The following is a 23,566-nucleotide window of genomic DNA, read 5'->3' on the forward strand; positions in this document are numbered from 1 at the left end:
ATATACAGGTAATGAAAGAGTAGAAGTGTGGAACCATGTTTTGAATTTCCGGTCGGATGTAAATGGAAAACAATCGCAGATCATCCTCGGTGCAAGGTCGTCGTTGTTTCTTCCATATTCAAATCTTGGATTGATCATTGTTGATGAAGAGCACGATTCCAGCTACAAACAAAATGATCCTGCACCAAGATATAATGGAAGAGATACTGCAATGGTGCTTGCAAAAATTCATGGAGCAAAAAACGTTATTGGGATCCGCCACGCCTGCTTTAAAGTTATTACAATGCCGAACATGACCGATATGGAAAAGTAGAATTGAACGAGCGACATGGAGGAGTAGAGATGCCTGCAATTGTCGTAGCGGACATGGCTGAAGCAAAAAGAAAGAAGCTGATGAAGTCGATCTTTACACCTGTGTTGATCGATGGAATCCGCGAAGCTCTGCACAATAAAGAACAGGTAATTTTATTTCAGAACCGCCGTGGCTTTTCACCTTTTATTGAATGTCGTCAATGCAACTGGATTCCCCATTGCAAGAATTGTTCAGTGACTCACGTATCATAAAAACAGTAAAGCATTAAAGTGCCATTACTGCGGGTATCTGGAAAACCTTCCTGCATTTTGTCCGAATTGTTCAGATTACCATCTGGAAGAAAAGGATTTGGAACAGAAAAGATTGAAGAAGAGATTGCGATCTTTTTCCTTTGGCGCGTGTTGCAAGAATGGATCTTGATGCTACTCGTACCAGATCATCTTTTATGAAACTGATCACAGATTTTGAAGACCGTCAGATCGATATTCTGGTTGGGACGCAAATGGTAACCAAAGGTCTTGATTTCGATAATGTAAGTACTGTCGGAATAATAAATGCTGATCAGCTTTTGAACTTTCCGGATTTTCGGGCCTTTGAAAGAAGTTTTCAATTAATGCTTCAGGTTAGTGGACGCTCTGGCAGAAAGTTAAAACGCGGAAAGGTTATTATTCAAACCACTCAGCCGAACCATTGGGTGATTACTGAAGTTGTCAGGAATAATTACAAAGGATTTTATGTCCGTGATTTACATGAAAGGGAACGCTTCGGATATCCACCGCACAGCAGACTTATTGAAATTAATATGCGTCACAAAGAACTTGAATTGATTCAGGACGCGAGCAATCACTTTGGAGTTTTGTTAAGGGAAAGTCTTGGACCACGGTTAACCGGTCCGCATCTTCCAATCGTTTCTCGAATCAGAAATCAATACTAGGAATTTTTTAATTAAAGTCGAACGCGGAGGAGTGTAGTAGAAATAAAAAATGATCAAGGTCGCAATGACCAGATTCTATTCTAACAAAACGTATCATGGGGTGCAGATCATTCCGGATGTTGATCCGCAATAATTTTTGAACAGGTTTAAAATGTTTAAGGGGCTTAAAGTGTTGCTATGTACACCTTAAACCCCTTAAACATTTTACTATAATGAAATATTCCGTGTTCTTATTGTGAACTTGTGTTCTCAGTGTTTTTTAATAGGGCTTTGGATTCTACGTTTACTTTCTTATCAACTCAAGGAAACCGTGAAGCTGCCCCGAACGAGTATCCATGATCCAATAGTAAACTCCTTCTGATGCTTCTGTTCCGCCTTCGGTTCTACCATCCCATTTGAATCCGGGATTATTGGACTCATACATTTTTTTACCCCAACGATTGAAGATGATGATTCTGAATTGTTCGAAATAACACAGTGATTTCATTTCATAAAAATCATTGACGTTATCACCATTAGGAGTAAAGACGTTTGGAATACTATCAAGATCATCGAGGCAAGGACAATAATCGATCAGTACTGAATCGAATGCTGCACAGCCTTGTGTTCCATATCCAACAGCCACTGTAAATACTGACTGAAACCGGAAGTAGTAAGATTGAATCCTTCACTACCTGCCAGATCAGTTCCGTCTGATACAAAAGATGCAGGATTCCATGAATATGTGTAAGGACCAAATGTCGGATCGTCAACATAAACCTGAACTGAAGATTCACCACCATCGGTAATACATATCAAGGAAGAATCGATAGTAGCAACAATGTCTGATGTAACTGTAATTGTTCCTGCTGTATCTACAGGTATATAACAGAAACTATTTGTCAATTGAAAACCCAAATAGAATTGTGGCGTGTATGTTCCTTCGTTATAGTAAGTGTGACTTACATTTAATTGTGAGGAACCATTAATAACATTACCATCTGTAAAATCCCATGCGAATGATGATGATCCCGACGCTACTCCTGTAAAATCAACCGTTAAAGGCGAACAACCAAAATTTGGTGTAAAGCTAAATGACCCGGTTGGTCCGGCAACGACTACAGCTCCTGTTTGTGTAACAGTATCAGTGCAACCTAAACTATTAGTAAGTATCAAAGTTGCGTCATAGCTTCCAGGAGCTACATTATATGCATAAAAAATCTGGCGACGACCAACCCGAATCCCTCGCTACAGTAAGATCCCAATTATAATTAACAGCATATAAATTGTCATCTACATGGAAATTTGCATATACCAAAGCTTTTTTTATTCCATATTGATCAGTTACACATGTATCTCTTGTAGAAATTGTAAAATCTGCAGGAGTCGTGTAAACATAAACATCTTTGGTAATAGAATCTCGGCAACCATTAGCATCAACTAACAATAAATAAACAGGATACAATCCATTCGCTGAATAACTATGAGTTGCTGTAGCGCTTCCAATAATTGAAACCGGCGTAGTGCCGTCACCAAAATCCCACGTAAAATTAGTAGGGGTTGCCGCTGATCCAACACCTGCAGTAAAAATTTCATTTACATTATTACATAGTGTATCTGCAAATATAGATGCGGTGGGTCTTGAAGGATTGATATAGTTCGGTGCAATGTAAGTAGATGAGCAACCATTAACATCAGTAACAGTCAATGTGATTGTATATAATCCTGGATTGGTGTAGGCGTGGGTAACTGGAACTACAGGATTTAAAGTGTCTGGAATACCTCCGCCAAAATTCCAAACCCATGAATTAATCGCACCGCCTTCTGTAAGTGAAGTGTCTGTAAATGTTACATTGATAGGAGCACATCCACCACGTGGATTAGCAGAAAATCCTGCCGTTGGTCCGAGAATATGAACTTCTACAGAATCGGTAACAATACAACCATTTACATCAGTAACATTTAAATTTACAGTATAATATCCCGGACGTTGGTACAAGTGAAGCGTATCAGCAGTGGTGGATGTATCAAGAACGCCTGCAATTCCTTCGCCGAATGTCCATTGTAATGTTGTATAATCAACAGAACCTGCTGATGAAAACTGAATAGAGTTTCCTTTACATATTGCTGTATCGCTGGCTGTTATTAGAGCTGAAGGGACTCTGATCTGAATTGGGATAACTGAATCAACAACACAACCGGAAGTTGTACTTGTTGCAGTTAATGTGACATTGTAATCTCCTGAACCCGGAAAAGTATGCGTTGGATTTGTAGTAGTTTCTGTTGGAGACCCATCACCAAAATTCCATGTATAACTTGTAGCTCCCCCACTTAAATTTGTGAAAGGGACTGTTAATGGTGCATCGCAATCAATTATAAATGCAAAATTAGGAATTGGACCATTTACAACTATCAAATCTGATATAGTCGTATCATCCGGACAACCATTATAATAAACCGTCAACATTACATCAAAAGGATCTGCTATGGTTGAAGTATCATTATTGTAAATATGTGGTGGATTATCCCGCTCATTATCACCATCGCCGTCTCCAAATGACCAAGACCATCCTGTTATTGGTGGTGGTGTTGAGAGGTCAGTAAAAAATACTGTATCCTTAAAACAAATTGTCAGTGGACTAGCAGAGAAATTCGCAATTGGTTCTGTACCCACTCGAATGAATCCGGGTTTTGTAATCGTTGCAGTACAGCCATCAGTAGTTGTAATAGTTAAAGTAACATCAAATATTCCAACAGTATTAAATTGATGTGCAATGCTAGATGAAGATCCCACAATGTTTCCGGTACCATCTCCGAAATTCCAGATGTAACTTGCAATATTTTGATTTGCCGGTGAACTTACTATTGGGGTAAAATTGAAAGTTGATCCTACACAACCACTGTCCGGTTGAGTAAAATTCACAACGGGAGGAGTAAGAAGAATATAATTGAATTCAGTTACAGAATCAGAACAGCCATAAATATCAACTACAACTAACTTGACATTGAAGTACGGAGTTCCGAAGGCTGTATAAGTATGACTCGGATTTTGCAAGGTTGATGTACTTCCATCACCGAAATCCCATAACCATGATGCAATATTTGAAACAGTATCAGTAAAGTTTACCGTAAATGGTATTTCACAAGAAGTTACATCGTCAGCTGTAAAATCAGTTAACGGACTCGGCCTTACTAAAATGTTCATTGTTTGTGAACTTGTACAGCCACCATTTGATATAGTTAAAGTAACAGCATAAGTTCTTGGAGTGGTAAAAAAATGTGAAGGGTTTGGTAGTGTTGAAGTATTATTTATTCCACTTGATGGATCATCGAAATTCCATAAAAGTGTTGCTGTTGTAGGAATAGAAGTGTTCGTGAAATTTACCGAAGTAAATCGACAAATTGTCGAATCGCTTGCGGTGAAAGATGCAACAGTTGGATTGATGCTGACAACAATTGAGTCACTTGAGAGACATCCCGGTACTCCTGCTTCCAATACAACTGTATAATCTCCGGCTGTATTAAAAATATGAGATGGAGCAATATCAGTCGAAGTATTATTAACACCACTTGCCGGATCTCCGAAATCCCAATTATAAATATTTGTTCCGCTTGAAGTATTTGTAAAAGTTACTGTTGAAGGTGGGTTACAAGATGAAATTGAACCGATACCAAAGACAGCATTTGGTGCAGGGAAGACGTAAACTGAATTGCTGATCGTACTATTACATCCATTGGCATCACTTATTAAGTACCGGATCAAAACCGAAGTGCTTGCGATCCATTGTTGAATATATGATTATTAGAAGCATTGCCATGACAGGCGGATTACCATCATTGAAAGTCCATGTATAATCTGTGATGGCGGCATCTCCCGGCATGGATGTACTTGTTAAAGTGACTTATGTACCAGAACAAAATTGTATCCGCACAATATCAAAGTGCGCTACCGGACCCTGCAAATACTGTTATATAATTATTTTTTACAATTGAATTGGTAGTTGCACTGCACCAATCGTCAGAGTTACAGTGTATTGTCCCGGAGTTGTAAAGTTGTGTTGTGGCGATTGAAGTGTAGAATTACCGCTTCCATCTCCGAAATTCCAATCCCAAGATGATGGATTTCCTGTAGATGCATCTGTAAATACAACAAGCAAAGGGGCACATCCTGAAACATTGTCGGCAGTAAAGTTTGCTACTAATTGCGCCTTACTTTCTGAAGCACACATTAATAGAAAACCAAGGACAAAAATTGTTCTTGTGTAAATTAAATTCATGGGAAATGAGGGTTAGTTTTGAGACGTTTCAAATGTAAAAGAAAAATTCAAAACTGCCTTATTTTTTGGCCAAAAACTGATAATATTCTCCGAAAACTGTGCGTAAAAGTTGTTATTATAATTTAGGTTTTTATGTCGTTTCTCCAAGCAAAATGGTTAAAATGCAGTTCGTAAGATTAATCCGGGTAATTTGTTAAGGACTGAATAGTAATATGATGGTCAACGCTTTAGCAGTACCGTTTATCATGAAGACACACGAAGTATGAGAAAAAAAATAATTGCCGGTAACTGGAAAATGAACCTTTCTTTTGCTGAAGCCATGGCTCTGGCCGATAACCTCCTTGATGAAAACAAGGAGATCGAAGATGTTCAGGTCATCCTTGCTTCGCCGTATATCTTTCTTCATCCACTCATCAACCGGGTTCAAAGCAATCCGAATTTCTCAATTGCTGCTCAGAACTGTTCCGAAAAAGTCAAAGGTGCATTTACCGGTGAAATCGCTGCCTCAATGCTTGCCTCAATTGGAATCGAACATGTAATTCTTGGTCATTCTGAAAGAAGACAATTTTATGGCGATACACATTCTGTTATCACTGCAAAAGTAGATCGTGCACTTGAAAATGGAATTTGTCCCATATTTTGTTGCGGTGAAATGTTGACAGAAAGAAATTCGAATGAACATTTTAATGTCGTAAAAAAACAACTGGAAGATTCACTTTTTCATCTATCAATTCAGCAAATAAGTGATTGCATTATTGCTTATGAACCGGTCTGGGCAATTGGTACCGGTGTAACAGCATCTGTTCAGGCACAGGAAATGCATGCTTTTATCCGGAAAACAATTTCTGATAAATATTCAAAAAGTACTTCTGAAGAAATTTCTATCCTTTATGGAGGAAGTGTAACTCCTGCAAATGCATCTGAACTATTTGATGGCGAAGATATCGATGGCGGATTGGTAGGCGGTGCTTCTTTGAAAGAAGAAGATTTCTCTATGATCATTAAAGCAATGATCTCTAAACTTTAAGCGTAAAATGAATTATATTGAAATAAATTTTACCAATGCGCCCGAACTCAACGATGTGATCGTTGTTTTTTAAGTGATACCGATTTTGAAATGTTTGAAGAAAAGGAATCAGGCTTGAGTGCTTATATTCCTGAAGAAAAGTTTATCGAGATCGATCTTAAAGCAATCGTTTCTCAGATCCCGGGAAGTGAAAATATACACTTCGACATTGCGTTGATAAAAGGGAAAAACTGGAACAAAGAATGGGAAAGTAATTTTGAACCGGTGTTAATTGCAGAAAAGGTATTTATCAGGGCTCCGTTTCACGAAACAAATTCTCAACATATACATGAGATCATCATAGAGCCAAAAATGTCTTTCGAACAGGACATCATTCAACAACAGCTCTGATGATCGAACTGATGCTGGAAACAGACCTTCAGAATAAATCGGTTCTCGACATGGGTTGTGGTAGCGGTGTACTGGCAATTCTCGCGCATCAGCTGAAGGCAGATCCGATTCTTGCTGTTGATTTTGACGAATGGGCCTATGAGAATACAATTGAAAACTGCGCCCGGAATAATGCGTCTTCAATTGAAGTGTTAAAGGGTAATGTCAGTCAGATAACAGGTCGTAAATTTGATGTCATTCTTGCAAACATCAACCGGAATATTCTTCTGGCCGATACAGAAAAGTATTCTCAATGTATGAATGAAAATGGAACCCTGATGCAAAGCGGATTCTTAAAAGACGATGAAGAAGTATTGATCAAAAATGCTTTTTCATTTGATCTCAAACATATTAAAACATTGCGTCATGAAAAATGGTCTGCAATGTTATTCGTAAAAAATTCTTAAAATGAAAATGGTCTCTAGAATTCTCCTGATAGTTATTTCACTCGTATCATTCACCCTAAAAGGTAATGCACAAGTACTTAAAAACTTTACTCCCGACCCGGTAAAATTTGCAGAAGAAATGCAGAAATTCCTGGAAGAAACAGACAAGAAGGAGGGAAGCAAGATCATGGAAGAATTTATCATCGAATGGAATGGAGGCAAGTTCAATCCGACACAGCAGGATGCTATTTACAAAACTTCCAATTCTATGCTTCGAAAACGGATGAAAGCATTTCCGGATTTCAAAAATTATATCATCGCGCTGACTTCGTTTGCCAGAAGTAAGCAGACTCAACAAAGTTTTACTGCATGGCAGGCAAGTCTTGACAAATTACTTTTAATGCCGCCAAAGTATTTTGCGAATTATATTGTCACATGTAATAATTTATTCAAAGACAATTCACTTTATCAATCTGCTTCTACAAACTGGCATAGCGATAACAGCACTTACTCTTTTGAATTTGATTCACTGCCGAAAATTGTTTTTCCTGCAATGAATCTGATCTCTACTTCTAAAGGTGATTCATCAGTTATTTATAATACAAAAGGTTATCTTTATCCTACACAGCAGAAATTTTATGGAAGTGGTGGAAATGTGGACTGGACTAGAGCCGGATGGGATAAAAATACTGTCAGTGCTAAACTAAAAAAGTACGTCATTGATGTTACAGGAAGTGATTTTTCCGCTGATTCTGCTGAGTTCACGAATACTACTTACTTTTCAAAATCACTGATTGGTGTATATAGTGACAAAATTCTCGCAAATATTTCTCCTGAGAATGCATCTTATCCCCGGTTTACTTCCTATACAAATGGTATTCAGATAAAAAATATTGTACCCGATGTTGATTACTCCGGAGGATTTTCAATGATCGGTAATCGAATGATCGGTTCAGGTTCTGCAGAAGAAAATGCAAATATTATCTTCTATCGTGAGAAAAAACCATTTCTTATTCTCGGATCGAAAAGTTTTGCGATCAGAAAAGAAAGGATCACTTCTGATAATGCTTCTGTGACAATGCATTTTGAGAATGATTCAACGCATGATTCAATTTACCATCCGAGTGTTACCTTTAAATATATTGTAAAAGACAGAGAGATCGCTCTCATTCGTGGTGAAGAAGGAAAATCTAAAAGTCCATACTTCGATTCGTATCACCAGATCGATATGTATTTTGATGGTTTGTACTGGAAGATCGATGAACCGATCATCAATATGAAAATGATAAGCGGTGAAGGTGAAAGTAAAGCAACTTTTGAATCAAGTAATTATTTCAGAAAGTTGCGCTTTCTGCGATTGCAAGGTTTGAGTCAGGTCCATCCTCTTTTTGCAGTAAAAGAATATACTATTAAGCATGACACCAAAGAAATTTATGTAGAAGATTTTGCAAAAGAATCCAAATTACCTCCTACGGAAGTAAGGAATATGTTTATCCGTTTCTCTGACGAAGGATTGGTAACTTACGATGGGCCGAATGACAAGATCATTGTTAAAGATCGTTTGTTTTATTACCTTCTTGCTAACGTTGGAAAAACTGATTATGATGTAATTCAATTTGAATCAATCATCGATAAATTACCAAATGCTTCAATCAACTTACTGAATTTTGAGATCACGATGCGCGGACTGGCTCCGATTAATTTAAGTGATTCGCAAAATGTAGTTATTTATCCAAATGATCAGGAAGTAAAAATTCAGAAAGACAGAAATTTTACTTTTGGTGGAAGAGTGAAAGCAGGACGATTTGATTTTTTCGGAAAACAATTTTCATTCGATTACCAGAATTTCAAGATCAATCTTGATAACGTCGATTCATTAAGATTAAAAGTTGAATCCAGTGATCCTTCAGAAGTTGATGATTATGGTCGTCGTAAGTTAGTACCTGTACGAAGTGTACTTGAAAATATTACCGGTGATTTGCTTATCGACTTTCAGGGCAATAAATCCGGATTGCACGATTATCCGAAGTATCCGATCTTCAATTCGAAGAAAGACTCGTATGTTAACTATGATAAACCCTTCATACAAAATGGAGTTTATTCGCGTGACAGATTTTATTTTCACCTTGATCCGTTTACGATTGATTCACTTGATAATTTTTCCAGAGCGGGTTTGCGATTTGATGGAGAGTTTGTATCAGCAGGAATTTTTCCTGATTTCAGAGATACATTACGACTGCAACCGGATCTTTCACTTGGACTTACACGAAATACCGGTCCTGATGGTTGGGTTACTTATGGCGGTAAAGGAAAATTCACCAATAAAATTGATCTGAGTAACCTTGGATTACACGGTGACGGAACGCTTGATTACTTAACATCAACATCTAAGTCGGCAGATTTTCTTTTCCTTCCTGATTCAATGAATTCAAATGTCGATCAGTTCGTCAATAAAAAATCTGTTTTGGCAAGTGTAGAATTTCCTGAAGTCAACGGAACGGATGTATATATTCATTGGGAGCCATTGAATGATGTTATGTACGTCAACAAGCGTGAGAAGGATCTTTCAATGTATGAAACTCAATCAGTACTCAATGGAAATCTTCAGTTGAAACCTTCGGGGATGACCGGTGACGGAATTATGTCCTTTACTTCAAGTGAACTGGAGTCTGATCTCTTCCGTTTCAAGAGTAATGTATTCGATGCAGATACGGCAGATTTCAGATTGGCCTCTGATAACACAGCTGCACTTGCATTTTCTACAAAGAATGTGAATTCACATATTGACTTTGTAAAACGTGTAGGTGAATTTAAATCTAACGGTGGTGGATCATATGTGAGTTTCCCATTGAATCAGTATATCTGTTATATCGATCAATTCAAATGGTTCATGGATCAGGCTGAGATCGAACTTTCTTCGAATGATAATCAAGCCAACAATACAACTGCCGATTCACTTGCAAGCAGTTTGAATCTGACCGGATCTGAATTCATTTCTGTTGAGCCGCGTCAGGACTCGCTTTCTTTTAAAGCACCATTTGCACGATATTCACTTAAAGATTATCTGATCAAAGCGGAAAAAGTTGCTTTGATTCGCAGTGCTGATGCATCAATCATTCCTGACAGCGGAAAAGTTGTTGTTGAACGGTATGCAAAAATGCGCACGCTTAATGATGCAAGGATCATTGCCAATACGACAACAAAATATCATACGATCTACAATGCAACAGTGAATATTCTCGGCAGGAAAAAGTATGAAGGTAGCGGCGATTATGATTACATCGATGAGAATAAAGTAAAACATAATTTCCATTTCAATTCAATTGCTGTCGATACAACTTATCAGACATACGCTGATGGTGAATTGACAGACACATTAGGTTTCCCAATGAGTCCGCAATTTTTGTTTAAAGGTGGAACGCATTTAGCAGCAGCTCAGGAATTCCTTACATTCTCCGGATATGCAAAGCCGAATTTCCATTGTGAAAAAGTAGAACGAAACTGGATCCGTTTCAGTGGTCCTGTTAATCCTGCGAATGTATCCATTCCGGTTTCTTCACCTGTTACAGATGGCGGCGTGAAACTGGCATCAGCAGTTGCTCAAACAAGTGATTCAACAGGAATCTATGCAGCCTTCATGATGCCGAAAAGAAAACCTTCAGATCTGGAGATCATTTCTGCAGATGGAGTTCTCTTCTACGATAAAGCTACATCTCAATTCAGAATTACTACAGCAGAGAAACTTGACAAGCCCGGATCTGCAGGTAATTTCCTTAGTCTTGATGATAAAAACTGTATGGTATACGGTGAAGGAAAATTGAATTTCGGTTCTGATCTTGGACAATTGCAATTGCAGACTGTTGGAACAGTAATTAATAATCTGAATAACGACAGTACATCTTTCGATATCCTTGGCGCAATTGATTTCTTCTTTAACGAAGATGCAATGAAGATCATGACAGATTATCTTTCAACCAATGCTGCATTAAAAGCAACGCAGGATGTAGGTCGACAAACTTATGAGAGAGGTTTGACAGAATTAGCCGGAAAAGAAAAGGCCGATAAGTTGATCGCAGAATTAAATTTGTATGGATCATTCAAAAAAATTCCTGAAGAGCTCCGGCATACTTTCTTCATCACTGAACTGAAAATGACATGGAATAATGAGAGTAGAAGTTACCGTTCAGTTGGACCAATTGGAATTGGAAGTATGGATAAAACAAATGTTAACCGCAGAGTAAATGGTATTGTTGAAATTGTACATAAACGGACAGGTGATGCTTTGAATATTTACCTGGAACCTGAAAATCAGCAATGGTACTATTTCAGTTATACAAGAGGATTGCTACAGGCCATTTCTTCAAATTCATTATTTAATGAAGCTATTACAAAGGTTAAACCGGAAAAACGAGTCAACAAAGTTAAAGATAAACCTGATTTTGAATACATGTTATCGACGGATCGGGCCGTAAAAAACTTCTTGCGCAAAATGCAACCTGTTCAGGAGGAGGGAGAAAGATAACAGAAGTTGATAATTAACATCCTAATGGTTATGATTGCGGGCTGAAAATTCCGAATTTTCAGCCCGCTGTTTTAAAAACAAACTGATTGCTCACATTTGCAAATATCTTTGGCCTCTTAATGGGCTATTTAGTAGGAAGTATTCCTTCTGCCGTTTGGGTTGGTAAGACCTTTTACGGTATTGATGTCCGTGAGTATGGAAGTGGAAATGCCGGTGCAACAAACACCTTCCGCGTTCTTGGAAAAAAGCCGGGAATTGCTGTCCTTATAATGGACGTGTTAAAAGGTTTTTTTGCTGTTAAACTTGCTTATGTACTTGGGGACTACGATTCACATTCTCCGGAATTCATCGATTTCGAACTTGCATTGGCCGTTTGCGGATTACTTGGACATATATTTCCTGTCTATGTTGGCTTCAGAGGCGGAAAAGGTGTTGCCACTATGTTAGGAATTCTGGTAGCCATTCATCCTGAAGCAGCATTAGTATGCGCACTTACTTTTATCATTACACTTTTCTTTACCGGTTATGTCAGTTTAAGCAGTATGGTTAGCGGTGTAACCTTTCCCGTCGTGATCATGGTCTTCTATAGCACTAATTCCAGCATAAACATTTTTTCCCTGGCTGTAGCAATTCTGATACTCGTCACTCACCAAAGAAACATTGAACGTATAATTAATAAGGAAGAGTCGAGGGTGAAGTGGTATAAAAAACGCTTCTAAAAAAATTAATAATTAAAATAATAACAGTTCCGCCGCAAACCTTCCTCAACATTAAGTTTCGGATTCAGTTCTTTGGCTTTTGTATAGTCGTGACAAGCGCGCCAATGACGGCCCACATATGAAATTGCAAGCGCCCGGTGAAAATAGGCATCAGCGAAATTGGGGTCAAGTTTGATTGCCCGGTTGAAATCCTTTACTGCATTATAGGCAACGTCTGAATTGAGTTCAAGTCTGGTGAGTTTAAAATATCCACGCGCATGATAAACCAGAGGAGCATCCGGATTCAGATCCAGACTTTGATTATATAACTGCAATGCTTCATCGTTTTGTTTTTCTTTTTGAGCAACTTTTGCAAGTAAAAAAAGTTCGTTTGCCCGGTCTTTATCAATTGATTTGTCTTTATATCTATCGATATACATATCGGCAACGTCGCTGTGGAGTTCTGTATACTTTCTTCTGATATAATCTTCATAAAAACTTGCCTTATAGAAATTATGATATTGACGTGGAGACATAAATGCGGCACTGCTTAAAAGCACACTTATGATGACCCATAAAGTCATCTGCGACCAGCCATATTTTCCCTTCAGGAAATAAATAATTGAAAAAATTATCCAGCAGATCCAGAAAGTCAATGCAAATCGTAAGGGTGGAATCCAGTATTGTAATTGAGCAAGGACAATTAGAAAAAAGACGGAGAAAATCGTAGATAAAGTGACTTGTAAGGTGTTATTATGATTCTTTGATATCGAACTTCTTATCAGTTCAATTCCTAACAAAACAGTTGCAGGAAAGGTAAGCAGGATGCTAAGCCCGATTCCTGCCTTTTTCAGGATCAATCCAATGATAAATGTGGTTATCTGTACTTTTCTCCTGGCGCTGCGGTTCATTCCTTGCGAAAATAATATTAGTCCCAATGTAAGCGAAATTTATTTCATCTTTTCAACGTTAAAGTTGTTAAGAACAATAACAATGATTCAGAATCTCAGTACAAGCGAGGAGTATTTTTACAAAACTGAAGAAATTGTTTATCAATGAGATTAATCCGAATCAAAGTGGTTTTGTTAGTGATGGTTTTTACATCATTTTGCAAAACTAATTACGCTCAAACACTTCCACCATTTATAACTCCCGAAGCGGAATTGTGGGCTGACTCTGTAATGAAAACGCTTACGCCTGATGAAAGGATCTCTCAGCTCATCATGGTTGCTGCATGGAGTAATAAAGATTCTGTTCACATTAAAGAGATCAGAAAACTGATTCAGGATTGGGGGATAGGCGGACTTTGTTTTTTTCAAGGTGGTCCTGTTCGTGAAGCTTTATTGACGAATGATTATCAGGCATTATCAAAAGTTCCTCTGATGATCGGTATGGATGCAGAATGGGGACTTGCAATGCGGCTCGATAGTACTGTTCGCTTTCCACGACAAATGACATTAGCAGCAATCAAAGACACCGGTTTGATCTATGAAATGGGAAAAGAGATTGCCCGCGAATCTAAGTTGATGGGCATTCATGTGAATTTTGCTCCTGATGCAGATGTAAATAATAATCCATTGAATCCTGTGATCGGTAGCAGATCGTTTGGCGATAATCCTGTTGATGTAACTGAAAAATCTTTGTTATACATGCGTGGTATGCAGGATCAGAATGTTCTTGCTACCGGCAAGCATTTTCCCGGCCATGGTAATGCTGATACCGATTCGCATTTTTCATTACCGTTGATCCTGCAAAACAGAGCTGCACTCGATTCTGTTGAATTGTATCCATTCAGAAGACTGATTGATGCAGGAATTGGAAGTATGATGGTTGCTCACTTGAACGTTCCGGCACTGGACACAACTCCGGGTTTGCCTTCAACATTATCTTCAAGTATCGTAACAGGTCTTTTAAAAAATGAAATGGGATTCAAAGGACTGATCTTTACAGATGCTTTGAATATGAAAGGTGTCAGTTCATTGTATAAACCCGGTGAAGTCGACAAACTTGCATTGTTAAGTGGTAACGATATGCTTCTCTATACTGAAGATGTGCACAAAGCTGTTGATGAAATTCATCTTGCTGTGCAGAATTGTGAGATCACTCAGGAAGAAGTCGATGAACGGACAAAGAAAGTTCTGATGGTAAAATACTGGACAGGTCTTAACAAATTTCAACCTCTTGATACAACTGATCTGTACAATAAGATAAATTCTCCGGAAGCATTACTTCTGCAAAGAAAAATTTATAATCAGACAGTAACAGTACTTGCAAATGAAGATTCGTTGATTCCTTTTCACACAAAAGATACTCTTCGGATCGCTTCTGTTGTTATCGGTGATAAAAAAGACAATACATTTCAACAACAATTGAAAATGTATGCAAATGTTGAATGTTTTGCAGAAGATAAAGATGCACCTTTGTCAATGTATACTGCTTTATTCAGTTACCTGGCAAATTATGATTACATCATTCTGAGTCTGCATGGAACGACTATGAAAGCAGCAACAAACTTTGGCATACCTACTATTGTCTCAAGATTTGTTGACAGTGTTTTGATGACATATAAAACAGTTTTCGTTGACTTTGGAAACAGTTATACGTTAAGCAGATTTCAGAATCTGAAAAAAGCAAAAGCAGTTGTTCTTGGCTATGAAGACTTTTATCTCACACATCAAATCGTAGCTCAATCGATTTTCGGCGGGATAACCAGTACAGGAAAATTACCCGTAAATGTTTTGCCTGAGTTCAGCAGATATCAGGGCTTGAATACAACTTCTCCGATCCGTTTTGAATATTCACTGCCTGAAGCAGCAGGAATGTCATCGAAGAAATTAACTGCAATTGATTCAATAGTTAACGGTGCAATTTCGCTAGGAGCATTTCCGGGATGTCAGGTACTGGTAGCCAGAAAAGGAAAAGTTATTTACAACAAAGCGTTCGGTACAAAGACTTATGGAAGTACTGATACCGTAACAACAACCGATCTCTACGATATAGCATCAATTACAAAGATCGCAGGAACGGCGCTTGCTACAATGAAGTTGTATGATATGAAAAAGCTAAATCTTAATCATCCGCTTTCAAAATATTATTCTAAACTTAAATCAACGAATAAAAAAGCACTTCTAGTAAAGGAGATTCTTGCACATCAGGCAGGACTTGCTTCATGGATTCCTTTTTACAAACAATCGATGAAGGACTCTACATATCTCGATGGAATTTACAATAAATTTAAAACAGACCATTACAGTATTCGCGTTGCTGATTCATTATACATGAATCAAAATTATACTGACAGTATTCTGAAGTGGATCTACACTTCTCCGGTTACTGCAACCGGAAAATATGTTTACAGTGATCTTGGACCAATTCTGATGAAGTTGACAACAGAAAAAATTACCGGTCAGCCATTCGATCAGTTTCTTTACAGGAATTTCTACAAGCCTTTAGGTTTATCAAGTCTTACTTTTAAACCCCGCGATAATTATAATCTTAAAACTATTGTTCCGACGGAAGATGATAAAGTATTCCGTAAGCAATTAATTCGTGGTGATGTTCACGATCCAGCAGCAGCGATGATGGGTGGAGTTTCAGGTAATGCCGGACTTTTTGGAACTGCAAATGATCTTGCTGTGATCATGCAATTGTTACTGAATAAAGGATCTTATGGCGGCGTTACTTATCTTAATCCTGCAACCGTTGATCTTTTTACAAAACAACAATTTCCTCATAACAATAACAGACGTGGTTTGTTATTCGATAAACCGGAGCCTGATCCTCAAAAAAACAGTCCTTGCGCAAAAGAGGCATCTTTATCGACCTTCGGACATCAGGGATTTACGGGAACCTGTGCCTGGGCTGATCCGGAAAATGAGCTGATCTATATTTTCCTTTCAAATAGGGTGAATCCGGATGCAGGCAATGATAAAATGATGAAATTGAATGTCAGAACCAATATTCAATCGGCAATTTATCAGTCTATTATAGAATAATTGCTTTTCTGAATCGTCTGGTGAAACAATTGACCTGTTCCTGATAACTATAAAGTCAAAAAAAAGGAATAAGTTTGTCTTTCTTATGAAAATCGGAATTCTTTGTTATCCAACTTTTGGCGGAAGTGGAGTAATCGCTACTGAACTTGGTAAAGCTCTTGCTGAAAAAGGTCATAGTGTACATTTTATTACCTATAGCCAGCCGGTACGATTAGAGCATTTTACAGAAAATGTTTTTTATCATGAAGTGAGTATTGCCGACTATCCACTTTTTGAATATGCTCCATATGAAACTGCTCTTACCAGTAAATTAGTCGATGTAGCACGTTTTGAAAAACTTGATATTGTTCACGTACATTATGCAATTCCCCATGCTTCTGTTGCCTATATGGCAAAAAAAATCATGGAATCGCAGGGACTGAAATTACCTTTCATTACAACTCTCCACGGAACTGATATAACTTTGGTTGGAAAAAATGAAAGTTATAATCCTGTTGTAACATTTGCAATAAATCAAAGTGATGCCGTTACTTCTGTTTCTGAATCATTGAAACAGGAAACATACGATAACTTTAAGATCTGTAAAGAAATTGAAGTCATACCGAATTTCATTGATCTCCGTCGTTTCAACAAACAGCGCAGGGATCATTTCAAAAGAGCTATTGCACCAAACAATGAACGCTTGATCGTTCATGCATCAAATTTTCGCCCTGTAAAAAGAGTCAGTGATGTGATCAAGGTCTTTAATAAAATTGCAGAAAAGATCCCAAGTAAGCTACTTATGATCGGTGATGGTCCGGAAAGAAACCGTGCAGAAAAAGAATGTCGCGAAATTGCAAATGGTGAACATATCAGATTTTTAGGAAAGATGGATGTAGTGGAAGAGATCCTTTCCATTTGTGATCTGTTTATCCTGCCATCAGAAACAGAAAGTTTCGGATTAGCTGCTCTTGAAGCAATGGCTTGTCAGGTTCCTGTGATCAGTACGAATACCGGTGGGTTACCGGAAGTGAATGTTAACGACTATTGTGGGTTCATGAGTAACGTAGGTGACATTGATGATATGGCAAAAAATTCTATTTATATTCTGGAAGACAGTGATCGCCTGATGCAGTTCAAGAAAAATGCTCTTGAACATGCAAAAGTTTTTGATATCCAGAAGATCCTTCCGATCTATGAAAGGCTCTACGAAAAAGTTTTAGCCGAACAAAACTGATTGAATGCTCTACATAAAAGCTCTGCATATTATTTTTGTAGTTACCTGGTTCGCCGGACTTTTTTATCTGGTAAGATTGTTTGTTTATCATTCTGAAGCAAACGAAAAAGCGGAACCTGAAAGAAGTATTCTTACCAAACATTTTCAACTTGCAGAAAAAAGATTGTGGTATGGAATCACTGTGCCTTCAGCCTACGGGACGATCTTATTCGGTTCGTGGCTGCTGTATGAATTGTATGGAAGCAATATTCCGGCGTGGATGTATTTGAAAATCGCTTTCGTCGCAGGACTTTTGATCTATCATCTCATCTGCGGAAGAATTGTTTCTCAGCTAAAGAATGGAATCGTAAAATACTCAAGTATGCAAATGCGCTTCTGGAATGAAGTCGCAACTATTTTTCTTATCTCCATCGTTTTCATCGTCATCCTCCGTGATACTTTCTCATGGATCAAAGGATTGGCAGGGCTGATTGCTTTTTCACTTGTGTTGGTGGGAGCAATTCGGTTGTATAAGCGTATGCGGAGTTAATTTAGTTCAAAGTTCAAAGTTCAAGGTTCAAGGTTGGCTTCGTAGGTACCTACGAAGCCAACTTTGCTTGAACCTTGAAACTTGAACTTTGAACTTTGAACTTTGAACTTTAAACATTGATGAACTTTGAGCTTTGAACTTTGACCTTGTCCTAACTACCCGCCCGCCTTCTTCACCTTATACCCCGCCGTCTGTAACAACATAACAATTCGGTCCCTGTGATCGCCTTGAATCAGAATCTCACCATCTTTCACAGTTCCGCCGACGCCGCATTTGGATTTTAATTCTTTGCCAAGTTTTTCGAGATCGGATTCTTTACCGATAAAACCGGTAATTAGAGTAACAGTTTTTCCGCCACGACTTTTTTTATCCAGAAAAATGCGAAGATCCTGCTGATTGGGTTTTAATGTTTCAGTTCCTGCCGGACTGTTCACATTATATTTAAAATCGGGATTGGTGGAGTAAACAACTCCTTCAATGTGCTTTGTTTTTTTTGACATAACAGATCAGCTGAAAATTTTCGGGAGAAAAATAATGCATCCAATAATAGCAGAAACAAGCGACACAACCAAAACAGCTGCGGCTGCAAGGTCTTTTGCATTGCCGGCTCTTTCGTTTCTTTCTGGCATTGCCAGATCAACATTTATTTCAATAGATGTATTGATCAGTTCTGCTGATATCACAGAACTGATGCAGAATAATAATACACACAATTCAAGTAATGATACATGTAAGATGAATGCAGTAACAAGTACAACTACTGCTGCAAAGAAATGAAATCGCATATTAAACTGGCTCCGGAAGGAATATGCTATTCCTTTTAAAGCAAACGAGAAACTTCTTGCGAATTTTTTAACTGCCACTGATTTTTATTTTGAGGTAACTATATTTAATGAAAGAGGTTTTACCTTGATCTCAATGTCTCCTTCCAGTTCAACGGGCTCTCCATCTATGTGCCCTTTAACGATCGTTTCATTTCTAACCAGAATTTCTTTCGCATTCAGGCGATCAAAGAACCGTGAGTTATGAATTGAATTGTTCATCATTCTATATACAAGGTGTGGCGCAACATATGCCGGAAATTTTTGCAGCATTGATATATCAATGATACCATCTTTCACATCAGCAAACGGTGCGATGACGGCATTATTTCCGAATTGTGAGGAATTAGCAAATGTAAGGAGGAAGCAGTTGAGATGATATTCTTTCTTGTCTGCAAAAATCTTAAAAAATATTGGTTTGTATTTGGAAAATTCCGCCAATACCAATTTTACATAGGTAGAATATCCTCTTGTCCCGGCGCCGGCAAACAAATGCGCAATATGTGCATCAAATCCGATCCCGAACGTTCCAATACATGGCCTGTTGTTAACTGTTAAAGTATCAACTAACTCATTTGTTCCGGTATTCAATAATGCAACTGCTTTCTGAAAATGAATTGGAATTTTCATATGCCGGGCCATTCCATTTCCTGAACCCGTCGGAATAATTCCTAACGCTGTTTTTGTTCCAATCAGTCCGGCTCCGGTTTCGTTGACAGACCCATCGCCGCCCACTGCAACAACTATGTCAAAATTATTTTCCGCCGCATCACGGGCCAAGGCTGTAGCATGGTGCGGAGCTGTAGTATGTGTGATCTCACATTCAAAAATTGATCTGTCAATATTGGAATTGATCCAATCAGTAAAACTATGCTTATCTGTTGCGCCTGATTTTGGATTGATTATAAATCTGATTTTTCTCATGCTGAAAATTTATCTGACCTGCATTTTATTATTGATCATTGCTGCATTATAATTCTGGATGAAAGCATTCAACTTTCTATGCATTATAGATGAATCCGGTGCAAGCTGACCGGGAATCGTATCATCCTTGAAGCGGTAATATTCATCTTTCTCCTGAAAATCGGTAAAATAAGTATAATTGTTTTCAATCAGCTGGTACGTTTCATTGAGATAAGTGATCGCAAAACCTTGTTTAGAAGTATCGAAAGTATTTTGTCCGAATGCAAAATAGGATTCATCATAATGCAGATAGCCCATGATCGATGGAAGAATATCGATATGCTGACTGGTCCTGGAACTTTTTCCCTTTAAATTATCACCGGGCATAAAAAACACAAGTGGTACTGCATACATGCCTTGACGGTTCTGATAGGCAGGCTGATCAGAAGTAGCAGTATGATCTGCAGTTAGGACAAACAGTGTATTCTTGTACCATTCCTGAGTTGATGCAAATTCGAAAAACTTTTTCAGAGAATAATCTGCGTACCGGATACTTTTATGAATAGGCATCGTACCTTCTGCAAATACTCCTTTATATTTTTCAGGAATTGAATAGGGGTGATGTGATGATAGAGTAAAGATAGTTGCAAAGAACGGTTTTGAAATTTTCGTCAATTCAGTAGCTGAACGATGTAAAAATGGTTCATCAAAGATTCCCCATGTTTTGTCAAAATCAATGTCATTGTTATACTCTGTGCGACCAAAGTAGGTGTTGTATCCGCATGCTCTTGCAAAATTATCGAAACTCATTGTGCCGTTTGTTCCGCCATGGAAAAAGATCGTTTCGTAGTTTTTTTTCTTTAATAAAGATGCAATTGTCGTCATTGAATTGCCTGAATAGGCTGAAGTAATAACGGGTTCAGAAAGCAACGGTGGTATTCCGGCAATGATGGCAGGAATTCCTTCTATGCTTCTTTTACCATTTGCATATGCTTGCGAACAATCATACGAAACACTGATCAGTGAGTCCAGAAAAGGAGTATAGCCTTTGCCGTTGTTGTAATAACCAATATATTCTTTACTGAAACTTTCTAAGATAAGTAGTACGACATTCAGCGGACGAAATGCTGAGTCTGCCGGTAAATGAATAGTAGGAGCGAGGATGTCAGCAGAATCCTGTGACATAAATACTTTTGCCTCAAGTTCATTTTTACCAAATGTTTTTACATAGGTAAATGGTGTGTTAAGTATTAAGGGAACTATGTTTGGTGGACCAAACTTTGAAGCACTGATGATGGTAAGCGGTTTGAATTGGGTTCCACCTCTGAATCCAACAATATAAAGCCCGGTGAAAATGAGTAGAAAAACAATTCTTCCCAACCATGATCTACTGAATTTTGTATTGAAGAACAGGTTTAATTTTTCAAATGGTTTTGTCGGATAAAAGCGATTCAGTAAAAACCAGAATGCAATAAGAATCAGTAAAACGTACCAGAAATCACCAACCATTTTCGGAACTGTATTGATGAAATCATTGCCGTAGGAAATTACTTTAAAGACATCTGCCGTTGCTCTTTTACCTGTGAATTGAAATAGTCCGAAGTCAATGGCATTCAGAAATAACATTATGCCATTAACGATCACGAACAGACTCTTTGTTAAGACAACAGTAACTTTTTTGTGAAAGATATTGTCCGGGAGAAAATGCAGGAGAATGACAGGGGTATTCGTAATGATAATTGCAGTGAGATCAAAGCGAAGTCCGAAGAAAAAACTCAGCAGGATTTCACCCGTAGTAGCAGAATTGAAGTACGATAAATTGAAAAAATAAAAGAGCAGTCTGCAAAGCGAATAGAATATCAGAACGAATCCCAATCTTTTTACTAAAAGCGCATAACCTGAACTTTGCTCACCCATACCGGCGAAAGTAGTACGTTATTGACAATAAAAAAAGCCATCCCGGAAGGAATGGCTTTTTCTTAAATCGAAATAATATTATTGTTTTGTCCAGTTTGTTGTGATCAGAACTGTTTGACCAGCACAAATGTTATTATCATTATACATTAAAACAAAACTTGCAGGAGTACCTGTGTAGCTTGTACTTGTGAATGTATGGTCAGCAACTTGACAAGGAAGCACACCAGCACCAATATCAGTAGCAGTTTGAGCAGGAATCTCAAGACTTCCGTTTCCTATTTTAGTTGCATAAATATTAGTGTTATTATCGTAATCTGCAAAAAGATCAAAATGAACACGATTATTCACTGCTGGATCAACCGTAATTACATTCACGAATGGATATGGATCTGACAGGATCGTAACATCAACTACATCATATGTACCTGCGAAGTCTTCAGCATCATTTTTTTACTCTAACTGTACGAACCGCTGTTCCAACATTTCCTGCTGCATCAGTTGCTGTATAAGTGATTGTGTATGTACCGATTTGATTAACATTCGGATTTGTTGAACTAGCATCAGAAGTTGCAGTTACAACACCATCTTCTTCGTCATTTGCAGTTGCACCCGGATCTGTGTAAGCTGCGCTGTTCAAAGATAATGTAACACTTGCATCTCCATTTAGAGTTACGACCGGAGCCGTAGTATCATCTTTCGAGCAACCTGTAGTTAAAACTACGGCTGACCCAACTGTAAGTGCAAAAAATAGAATAATTGCGTTCTTTTTCATTTTTATTGGTTTTTGAGTTTGTTTTTTCGAGATTAATGCAAAAGTACTTTTTTAATTGAAAACTGTTGCTGTATTCAAATAAAAATTACTTATTGCCGAACAAAATAAGAAAACCATTCCAATGAAAAAATACTCTCGTTATTAGTAATTGCAGGATTTACTGCATTAGTTGCATGTGGACCGAGCGCTGAAGAAAAAGCTGCTGCTGAAAAAATGCGTCAGGACTCAATTCAGGCTGTAATGGACAAAATGGCTGCTGATTCAGTGGCTGCTGTTCAAGCTGAAACTGAAAAAATGATGCAGGATTCAATGGCTGCTATGACTGCGAAAGCTGATTCTATGGCTGCTGCTGCTGTTAAACCGGCTAAAAAGCCAGTAAAACCTAAAACTGCAGAAGAAAAGAAAGAAGAAAAAGTGAAAGAAGTGACCGGCGGTCGCGGACGTAAGTAATTCAACTTAAGTTATTCACAATTTATTTGTTAACATATTTTTGAATAATATTTTTTATTATTCAAAAATATGTTACTTTTGCGCCCATTAAATAAACAAACCTAAAAAAATACAATGAAAAAAGTTCTCTCTATTTTGTTAGCTGCTGGTTTCGTAGCTATCGTTGCTTGCGGTCCTAGCGCAGAAGAAAAAGCTGCTGCTGAAAAAGCGGTTCAAGATTCAATCGCTGCTGCTGAACAAGCTGCTGCTGCAACTCAATCAGCAATGATGGATTCTGCTGCTGCTATGGCAACTGACACTTCAGCTATGATGGCTGATACTACAAAGAAATAATTCTTTTAGTCAGAAAAAATTAAAGAGGCTTTTCCACAGAAGTAGCCTCTTTTTTTATGCCTTGT

25 protein-coding genes and 1 pseudogene are annotated in these 23,566 nt (G+C 38.0%); 14 read left to right on the forward strand and 12 right to left on the reverse strand.

What is annotated here, in order from left to right; all coding sequences use genetic code 11:
• The first annotated feature begins 25 nt into the window (after positions 1 to 25).
• The 4 genes and pseudogenes from IPL24_00955 (at position 26) to IPL24_00970 (ending at position 1,247) form a co-directional block, all read left to right on the forward strand.
• A complete protein-coding gene (locus IPL24_00955; protein ID MBK8362283.1) occupies positions 26 to 313 on the forward strand; it encodes a hypothetical protein in 288 nt (95 codons plus the stop codon).
• A 2-nt stretch (positions 314 to 315) separates the two neighbouring features.
• Positions 316 to 564, forward strand: a complete 249-nt coding sequence (locus tag IPL24_00960) for a hypothetical protein (GenBank protein ID MBK8362284.1) — start codon at positions 316 to 318, stop codon at positions 562 to 564.
• Positions 554 to 733 (forward strand): annotated as a pseudogene (locus IPL24_00965) (hypothetical protein). The gene IPL24_00960 and the pseudogene IPL24_00965 overlap by 11 nt, the downstream one beginning before the upstream one ends.
• On the forward strand, positions 705 to 1,247 hold the full coding sequence (locus IPL24_00970) for a hypothetical protein (GenBank protein ID MBK8362285.1): 543 nt from the start codon (positions 705 to 707) through the stop codon (positions 1,245 to 1,247). Before IPL24_00965 ends, IPL24_00970 begins: the two are co-directional and overlap by 29 nt.
• Before the next feature lie 283 nt (positions 1,248 to 1,530).
• Here the strand turns inward: IPL24_00970 and IPL24_00975 are convergent, their stop codons facing one another.
• The 5 genes from IPL24_00975 to IPL24_00995 form a co-directional block, all read right to left on the reverse strand.
• Positions 1,531 to 1,872, reverse strand: coding sequence for a gliding motility-associated C-terminal domain-containing protein (locus IPL24_00975; protein ID MBK8362286.1), 342 nt, complete (start codon positions 1,870 to 1,872; stop codon positions 1,531 to 1,533).
• Entirely contained in the window at positions 1,821 to 2,402 is a 582-nt protein-coding gene (locus IPL24_00980) for a PKD domain-containing protein (GenBank protein ID MBK8362287.1), read from the reverse strand. The genes IPL24_00975 and IPL24_00980 overlap by 52 nt, the downstream gene beginning before the upstream one ends.
• A gap of 28 nt (positions 2,403 to 2,430) precedes the next feature.
• Positions 2,431 to 4,989 (reverse strand): PKD domain-containing protein, encoded by a 2,559-nt coding sequence (locus IPL24_00985; protein MBK8362288.1) that lies wholly within the window; start codon positions 4,987 to 4,989, stop codon positions 2,431 to 2,433.
• Entirely contained in the window at positions 4,967 to 5,107 is a 141-nt protein-coding gene (locus IPL24_00990; GenBank protein MBK8362289.1) for a hypothetical protein, read from the reverse strand. Before IPL24_00990 ends, IPL24_00985 begins: the two co-directional genes overlap by 23 nt.
• Before the next feature lie 102 nt (positions 5,108 to 5,209).
• Positions 5,210 to 5,503: a PKD domain-containing protein gene (locus tag IPL24_00995; GenBank protein ID MBK8362290.1), complete on the reverse strand. Its 294-nt coding sequence runs from the start codon at positions 5,501 to 5,503 to the stop codon at positions 5,210 to 5,212.
• Positions 5,504 to 5,765: 262 nt separating this feature from the next.
• Between IPL24_00995 and IPL24_01000 the strand changes: the two genes are divergently transcribed.
• The 5 genes from IPL24_01000 to plsY all read left to right on the forward strand — a co-directional run bounded on the left by IPL24_01000 (position 5,766) and on the right by plsY (position 12,586).
• Positions 5,766 to 6,530: a triose-phosphate isomerase gene (locus tag IPL24_01000; protein MBK8362291.1), complete on the forward strand. Its 765-nt coding sequence runs from the start codon at positions 5,766 to 5,768 to the stop codon at positions 6,528 to 6,530.
• 90 nt (positions 6,531 to 6,620) lie between these two features.
• Entirely contained in the window at positions 6,621 to 6,920 is a 300-nt protein-coding gene (locus tag IPL24_01005; protein MBK8362292.1) for a 50S ribosomal protein L11 methyltransferase, read from the forward strand.
• The gene (locus IPL24_01010; GenBank protein MBK8362293.1) at positions 6,920 to 7,366 is read left to right on the forward strand and encodes a 50S ribosomal protein L11 methyltransferase; all 447 of its coding nucleotides are present in this window, start codon (positions 6,920 to 6,922) and stop codon (positions 7,364 to 7,366) included. The genes IPL24_01005 and IPL24_01010 overlap by 1 nt, the downstream gene beginning before the upstream one ends.
• Before the next feature lie 7 nt (positions 7,367 to 7,373).
• Positions 7,374 to 11,867 carry a hypothetical protein gene (locus tag IPL24_01015; protein ID MBK8362294.1) on the forward strand — a complete coding sequence of 1,498 codons (4,494 nt, stop codon included), beginning with the start codon at positions 7,374 to 7,376 and terminating at the stop codon, positions 11,865 to 11,867.
• An 86-nt stretch (positions 11,868 to 11,953) separates the two neighbouring features.
• On the forward strand, positions 11,954 to 12,586 hold the full coding sequence (plsY, locus tag IPL24_01020) for a glycerol-3-phosphate 1-O-acyltransferase PlsY (protein MBK8362295.1): 633 nt from the start codon (positions 11,954 to 11,956) through the stop codon (positions 12,584 to 12,586).
• A gap of 5 nt (positions 12,587 to 12,591) precedes the next feature.
• On the opposite strand, the gene IPL24_01025 is transcribed toward plsY, so the two are convergent.
• Positions 12,592 to 13,476, reverse strand: coding sequence for a hypothetical protein (locus IPL24_01025; GenBank protein MBK8362296.1), 885 nt, complete (start codon positions 13,474 to 13,476; stop codon positions 12,592 to 12,594).
• Between the two features lie 144 nt (positions 13,477 to 13,620).
• On the opposite strand from IPL24_01025, the gene IPL24_01030 reads away from it, so the two are divergent.
• From IPL24_01030 to IPL24_01040, 3 genes are all read left to right on the forward strand, one after another.
• The gene (locus IPL24_01030; protein ID MBK8362297.1) at positions 13,621 to 16,560 is read left to right on the forward strand and encodes a serine hydrolase; all 2,940 of its coding nucleotides are present in this window, start codon (positions 13,621 to 13,623) and stop codon (positions 16,558 to 16,560) included.
• An 85-nt stretch (positions 16,561 to 16,645) separates the two neighbouring features.
• The gene (gene bshA / locus IPL24_01035; protein ID MBK8362298.1) at positions 16,646 to 17,776 is read left to right on the forward strand and encodes an N-acetyl-alpha-D-glucosaminyl L-malate synthase BshA; all 1,131 of its coding nucleotides are present in this window, start codon (positions 16,646 to 16,648) and stop codon (positions 17,774 to 17,776) included.
• A 4-nt stretch (positions 17,777 to 17,780) separates the two neighbouring features.
• Positions 17,781 to 18,305, forward strand: a complete 525-nt coding sequence (locus tag IPL24_01040) for a CopD family protein (protein MBK8362299.1) — start codon at positions 17,781 to 17,783, stop codon at positions 18,303 to 18,305.
• 155 nt (positions 18,306 to 18,460) lie between these two features.
• Here the strand turns inward: IPL24_01040 and IPL24_01045 are convergent, their stop codons facing one another.
• The 6 genes from IPL24_01045 to IPL24_01070 form a co-directional block, all read right to left on the reverse strand.
• Entirely contained in the window at positions 18,461 to 18,805 is a 345-nt protein-coding gene (locus tag IPL24_01045; GenBank protein ID MBK8362300.1) for a translation initiation factor, read from the reverse strand.
• 6 nt (positions 18,806 to 18,811) lie between these two features.
• Positions 18,812 to 19,168 carry a diacylglycerol kinase family protein gene (locus IPL24_01050; protein ID MBK8362301.1) on the reverse strand — a complete coding sequence of 119 codons (357 nt, stop codon included), beginning with the start codon at positions 19,166 to 19,168 and terminating at the stop codon, positions 18,812 to 18,814.
• Between the two features lie 6 nt (positions 19,169 to 19,174).
• The gene (locus IPL24_01055; GenBank protein MBK8362302.1) at positions 19,175 to 20,050 is read right to left on the reverse strand and encodes a diacylglycerol kinase family lipid kinase; all 876 of its coding nucleotides are present in this window, start codon (positions 20,048 to 20,050) and stop codon (positions 19,175 to 19,177) included.
• Between the two features lie 9 nt (positions 20,051 to 20,059).
• Positions 20,060 to 21,946, reverse strand: a complete 1,887-nt coding sequence (locus tag IPL24_01060; GenBank protein ID MBK8362303.1) for a sulfatase-like hydrolase/transferase — start codon at positions 21,944 to 21,946, stop codon at positions 20,060 to 20,062.
• A 78-nt stretch (positions 21,947 to 22,024) separates the two neighbouring features.
• Positions 22,025 to 22,321, reverse strand: coding sequence for a hypothetical protein (locus tag IPL24_01065; protein MBK8362304.1), 297 nt, complete (start codon positions 22,319 to 22,321; stop codon positions 22,025 to 22,027).
• 67 nt (positions 22,322 to 22,388) lie between these two features.
• Positions 22,389 to 22,718 carry a DUF5011 domain-containing protein gene (locus tag IPL24_01070; protein ID MBK8362305.1) on the reverse strand — a complete coding sequence of 110 codons (330 nt, stop codon included), beginning with the start codon at positions 22,716 to 22,718 and terminating at the stop codon, positions 22,389 to 22,391.
• Positions 22,719 to 22,931: 213 nt separating this feature from the next.
• On the opposite strand from IPL24_01070, the gene IPL24_01075 reads away from it, so the two are divergent.
• Complete coding sequence (locus tag IPL24_01075) at positions 22,932 to 23,168, forward strand: hypothetical protein (protein ID MBK8362306.1); 237 nt, start codon at positions 22,932 to 22,934, stop codon at positions 23,166 to 23,168.
• A gap of 114 nt (positions 23,169 to 23,282) precedes the next feature.
• Positions 23,283 to 23,501: a hypothetical protein gene (locus IPL24_01080; GenBank protein ID MBK8362307.1), complete on the forward strand. Its 219-nt coding sequence runs from the start codon at positions 23,283 to 23,285 to the stop codon at positions 23,499 to 23,501.
• Positions 23,502 to 23,566 lie beyond the last annotated feature (65 nt).

It is taken from the genome of Bacteroidota bacterium (assembly GCA_016711505.1).
In the GTDB taxonomy this organism is placed as follows: domain Bacteria; phylum Bacteroidota; class Bacteroidia; order AKYH767-A; family 2013-40CM-41-45; genus JADKIH01.

Excerpts from the sequence above, each read along its gene's own strand:
- IPL24_00990 (MBK8362289.1), bottom strand. The coding sequence starts at position 5,107 with ATGCCGGGAGATGCCGCCATCACAGATTATACATGGACTTTCAATGAT.
- IPL24_00995 (MBK8362290.1), bottom strand. The coding sequence starts at position 5,503 with ATGAATTTAATTTACACAAGAACAATTTTTGTCCTTGGTTTTCTATTA.
- IPL24_01000 (MBK8362291.1), top strand. The coding sequence starts at position 5,766 with ATGAGAAAAAAAATAATTGCCGGTAACTGGAAAATGAACCTTTCTTTT.
- IPL24_01005 (MBK8362292.1), top strand. The coding sequence starts at position 6,621 with ATGTTTGAAGAAAAGGAATCAGGCTTGAGTGCTTATATTCCTGAAGAA.
- IPL24_01010 (MBK8362293.1), top strand. The coding sequence starts at position 6,920 with ATGATCGAACTGATGCTGGAAACAGACCTTCAGAATAAATCGGTTCTC.
- IPL24_01015 (MBK8362294.1), top strand. The coding sequence starts at position 7,374 with ATGGTCTCTAGAATTCTCCTGATAGTTATTTCACTCGTATCATTCACC.
- IPL24_01025 (MBK8362296.1), bottom strand. The coding sequence starts at position 13,476 with ATGAACCGCAGCGCCAGGAGAAAAGTACAGATAACCACATTTATCATT.
- IPL24_01030 (MBK8362297.1), top strand. The coding sequence starts at position 13,621 with ATGAGATTAATCCGAATCAAAGTGGTTTTGTTAGTGATGGTTTTTACA.
- bshA (MBK8362298.1), top strand. The coding sequence starts at position 16,646 with ATGAAAATCGGAATTCTTTGTTATCCAACTTTTGGCGGAAGTGGAGTA.
- IPL24_01040 (MBK8362299.1), top strand. The coding sequence starts at position 17,781 with ATGCTCTACATAAAAGCTCTGCATATTATTTTTGTAGTTACCTGGTTC.
- IPL24_01045 (MBK8362300.1), bottom strand. The coding sequence starts at position 18,805 with ATGTCAAAAAAAACAAAGCACATTGAAGGAGTTGTTTACTCCACCAAT.
- IPL24_01055 (MBK8362302.1), bottom strand. The coding sequence starts at position 20,050 with ATGAGAAAAATCAGATTTATAATCAATCCAAAATCAGGCGCAACAGAT.
- IPL24_01060 (MBK8362303.1), bottom strand. The coding sequence starts at position 21,946 with ATGGGTGAGCAAAGTTCAGGTTATGCGCTTTTAGTAAAAAGATTGGGA.
- IPL24_01070 (MBK8362305.1), bottom strand. The coding sequence starts at position 22,718 with ATGAAAAAGAACGCAATTATTCTATTTTTTGCACTTACAGTTGGGTCA.
- IPL24_01075 (MBK8362306.1), top strand. The coding sequence starts at position 22,932 with ATGCGTCAGGACTCAATTCAGGCTGTAATGGACAAAATGGCTGCTGAT.
- IPL24_01080 (MBK8362307.1), top strand. The coding sequence starts at position 23,283 with ATGAAAAAAGTTCTCTCTATTTTGTTAGCTGCTGGTTTCGTAGCTATC.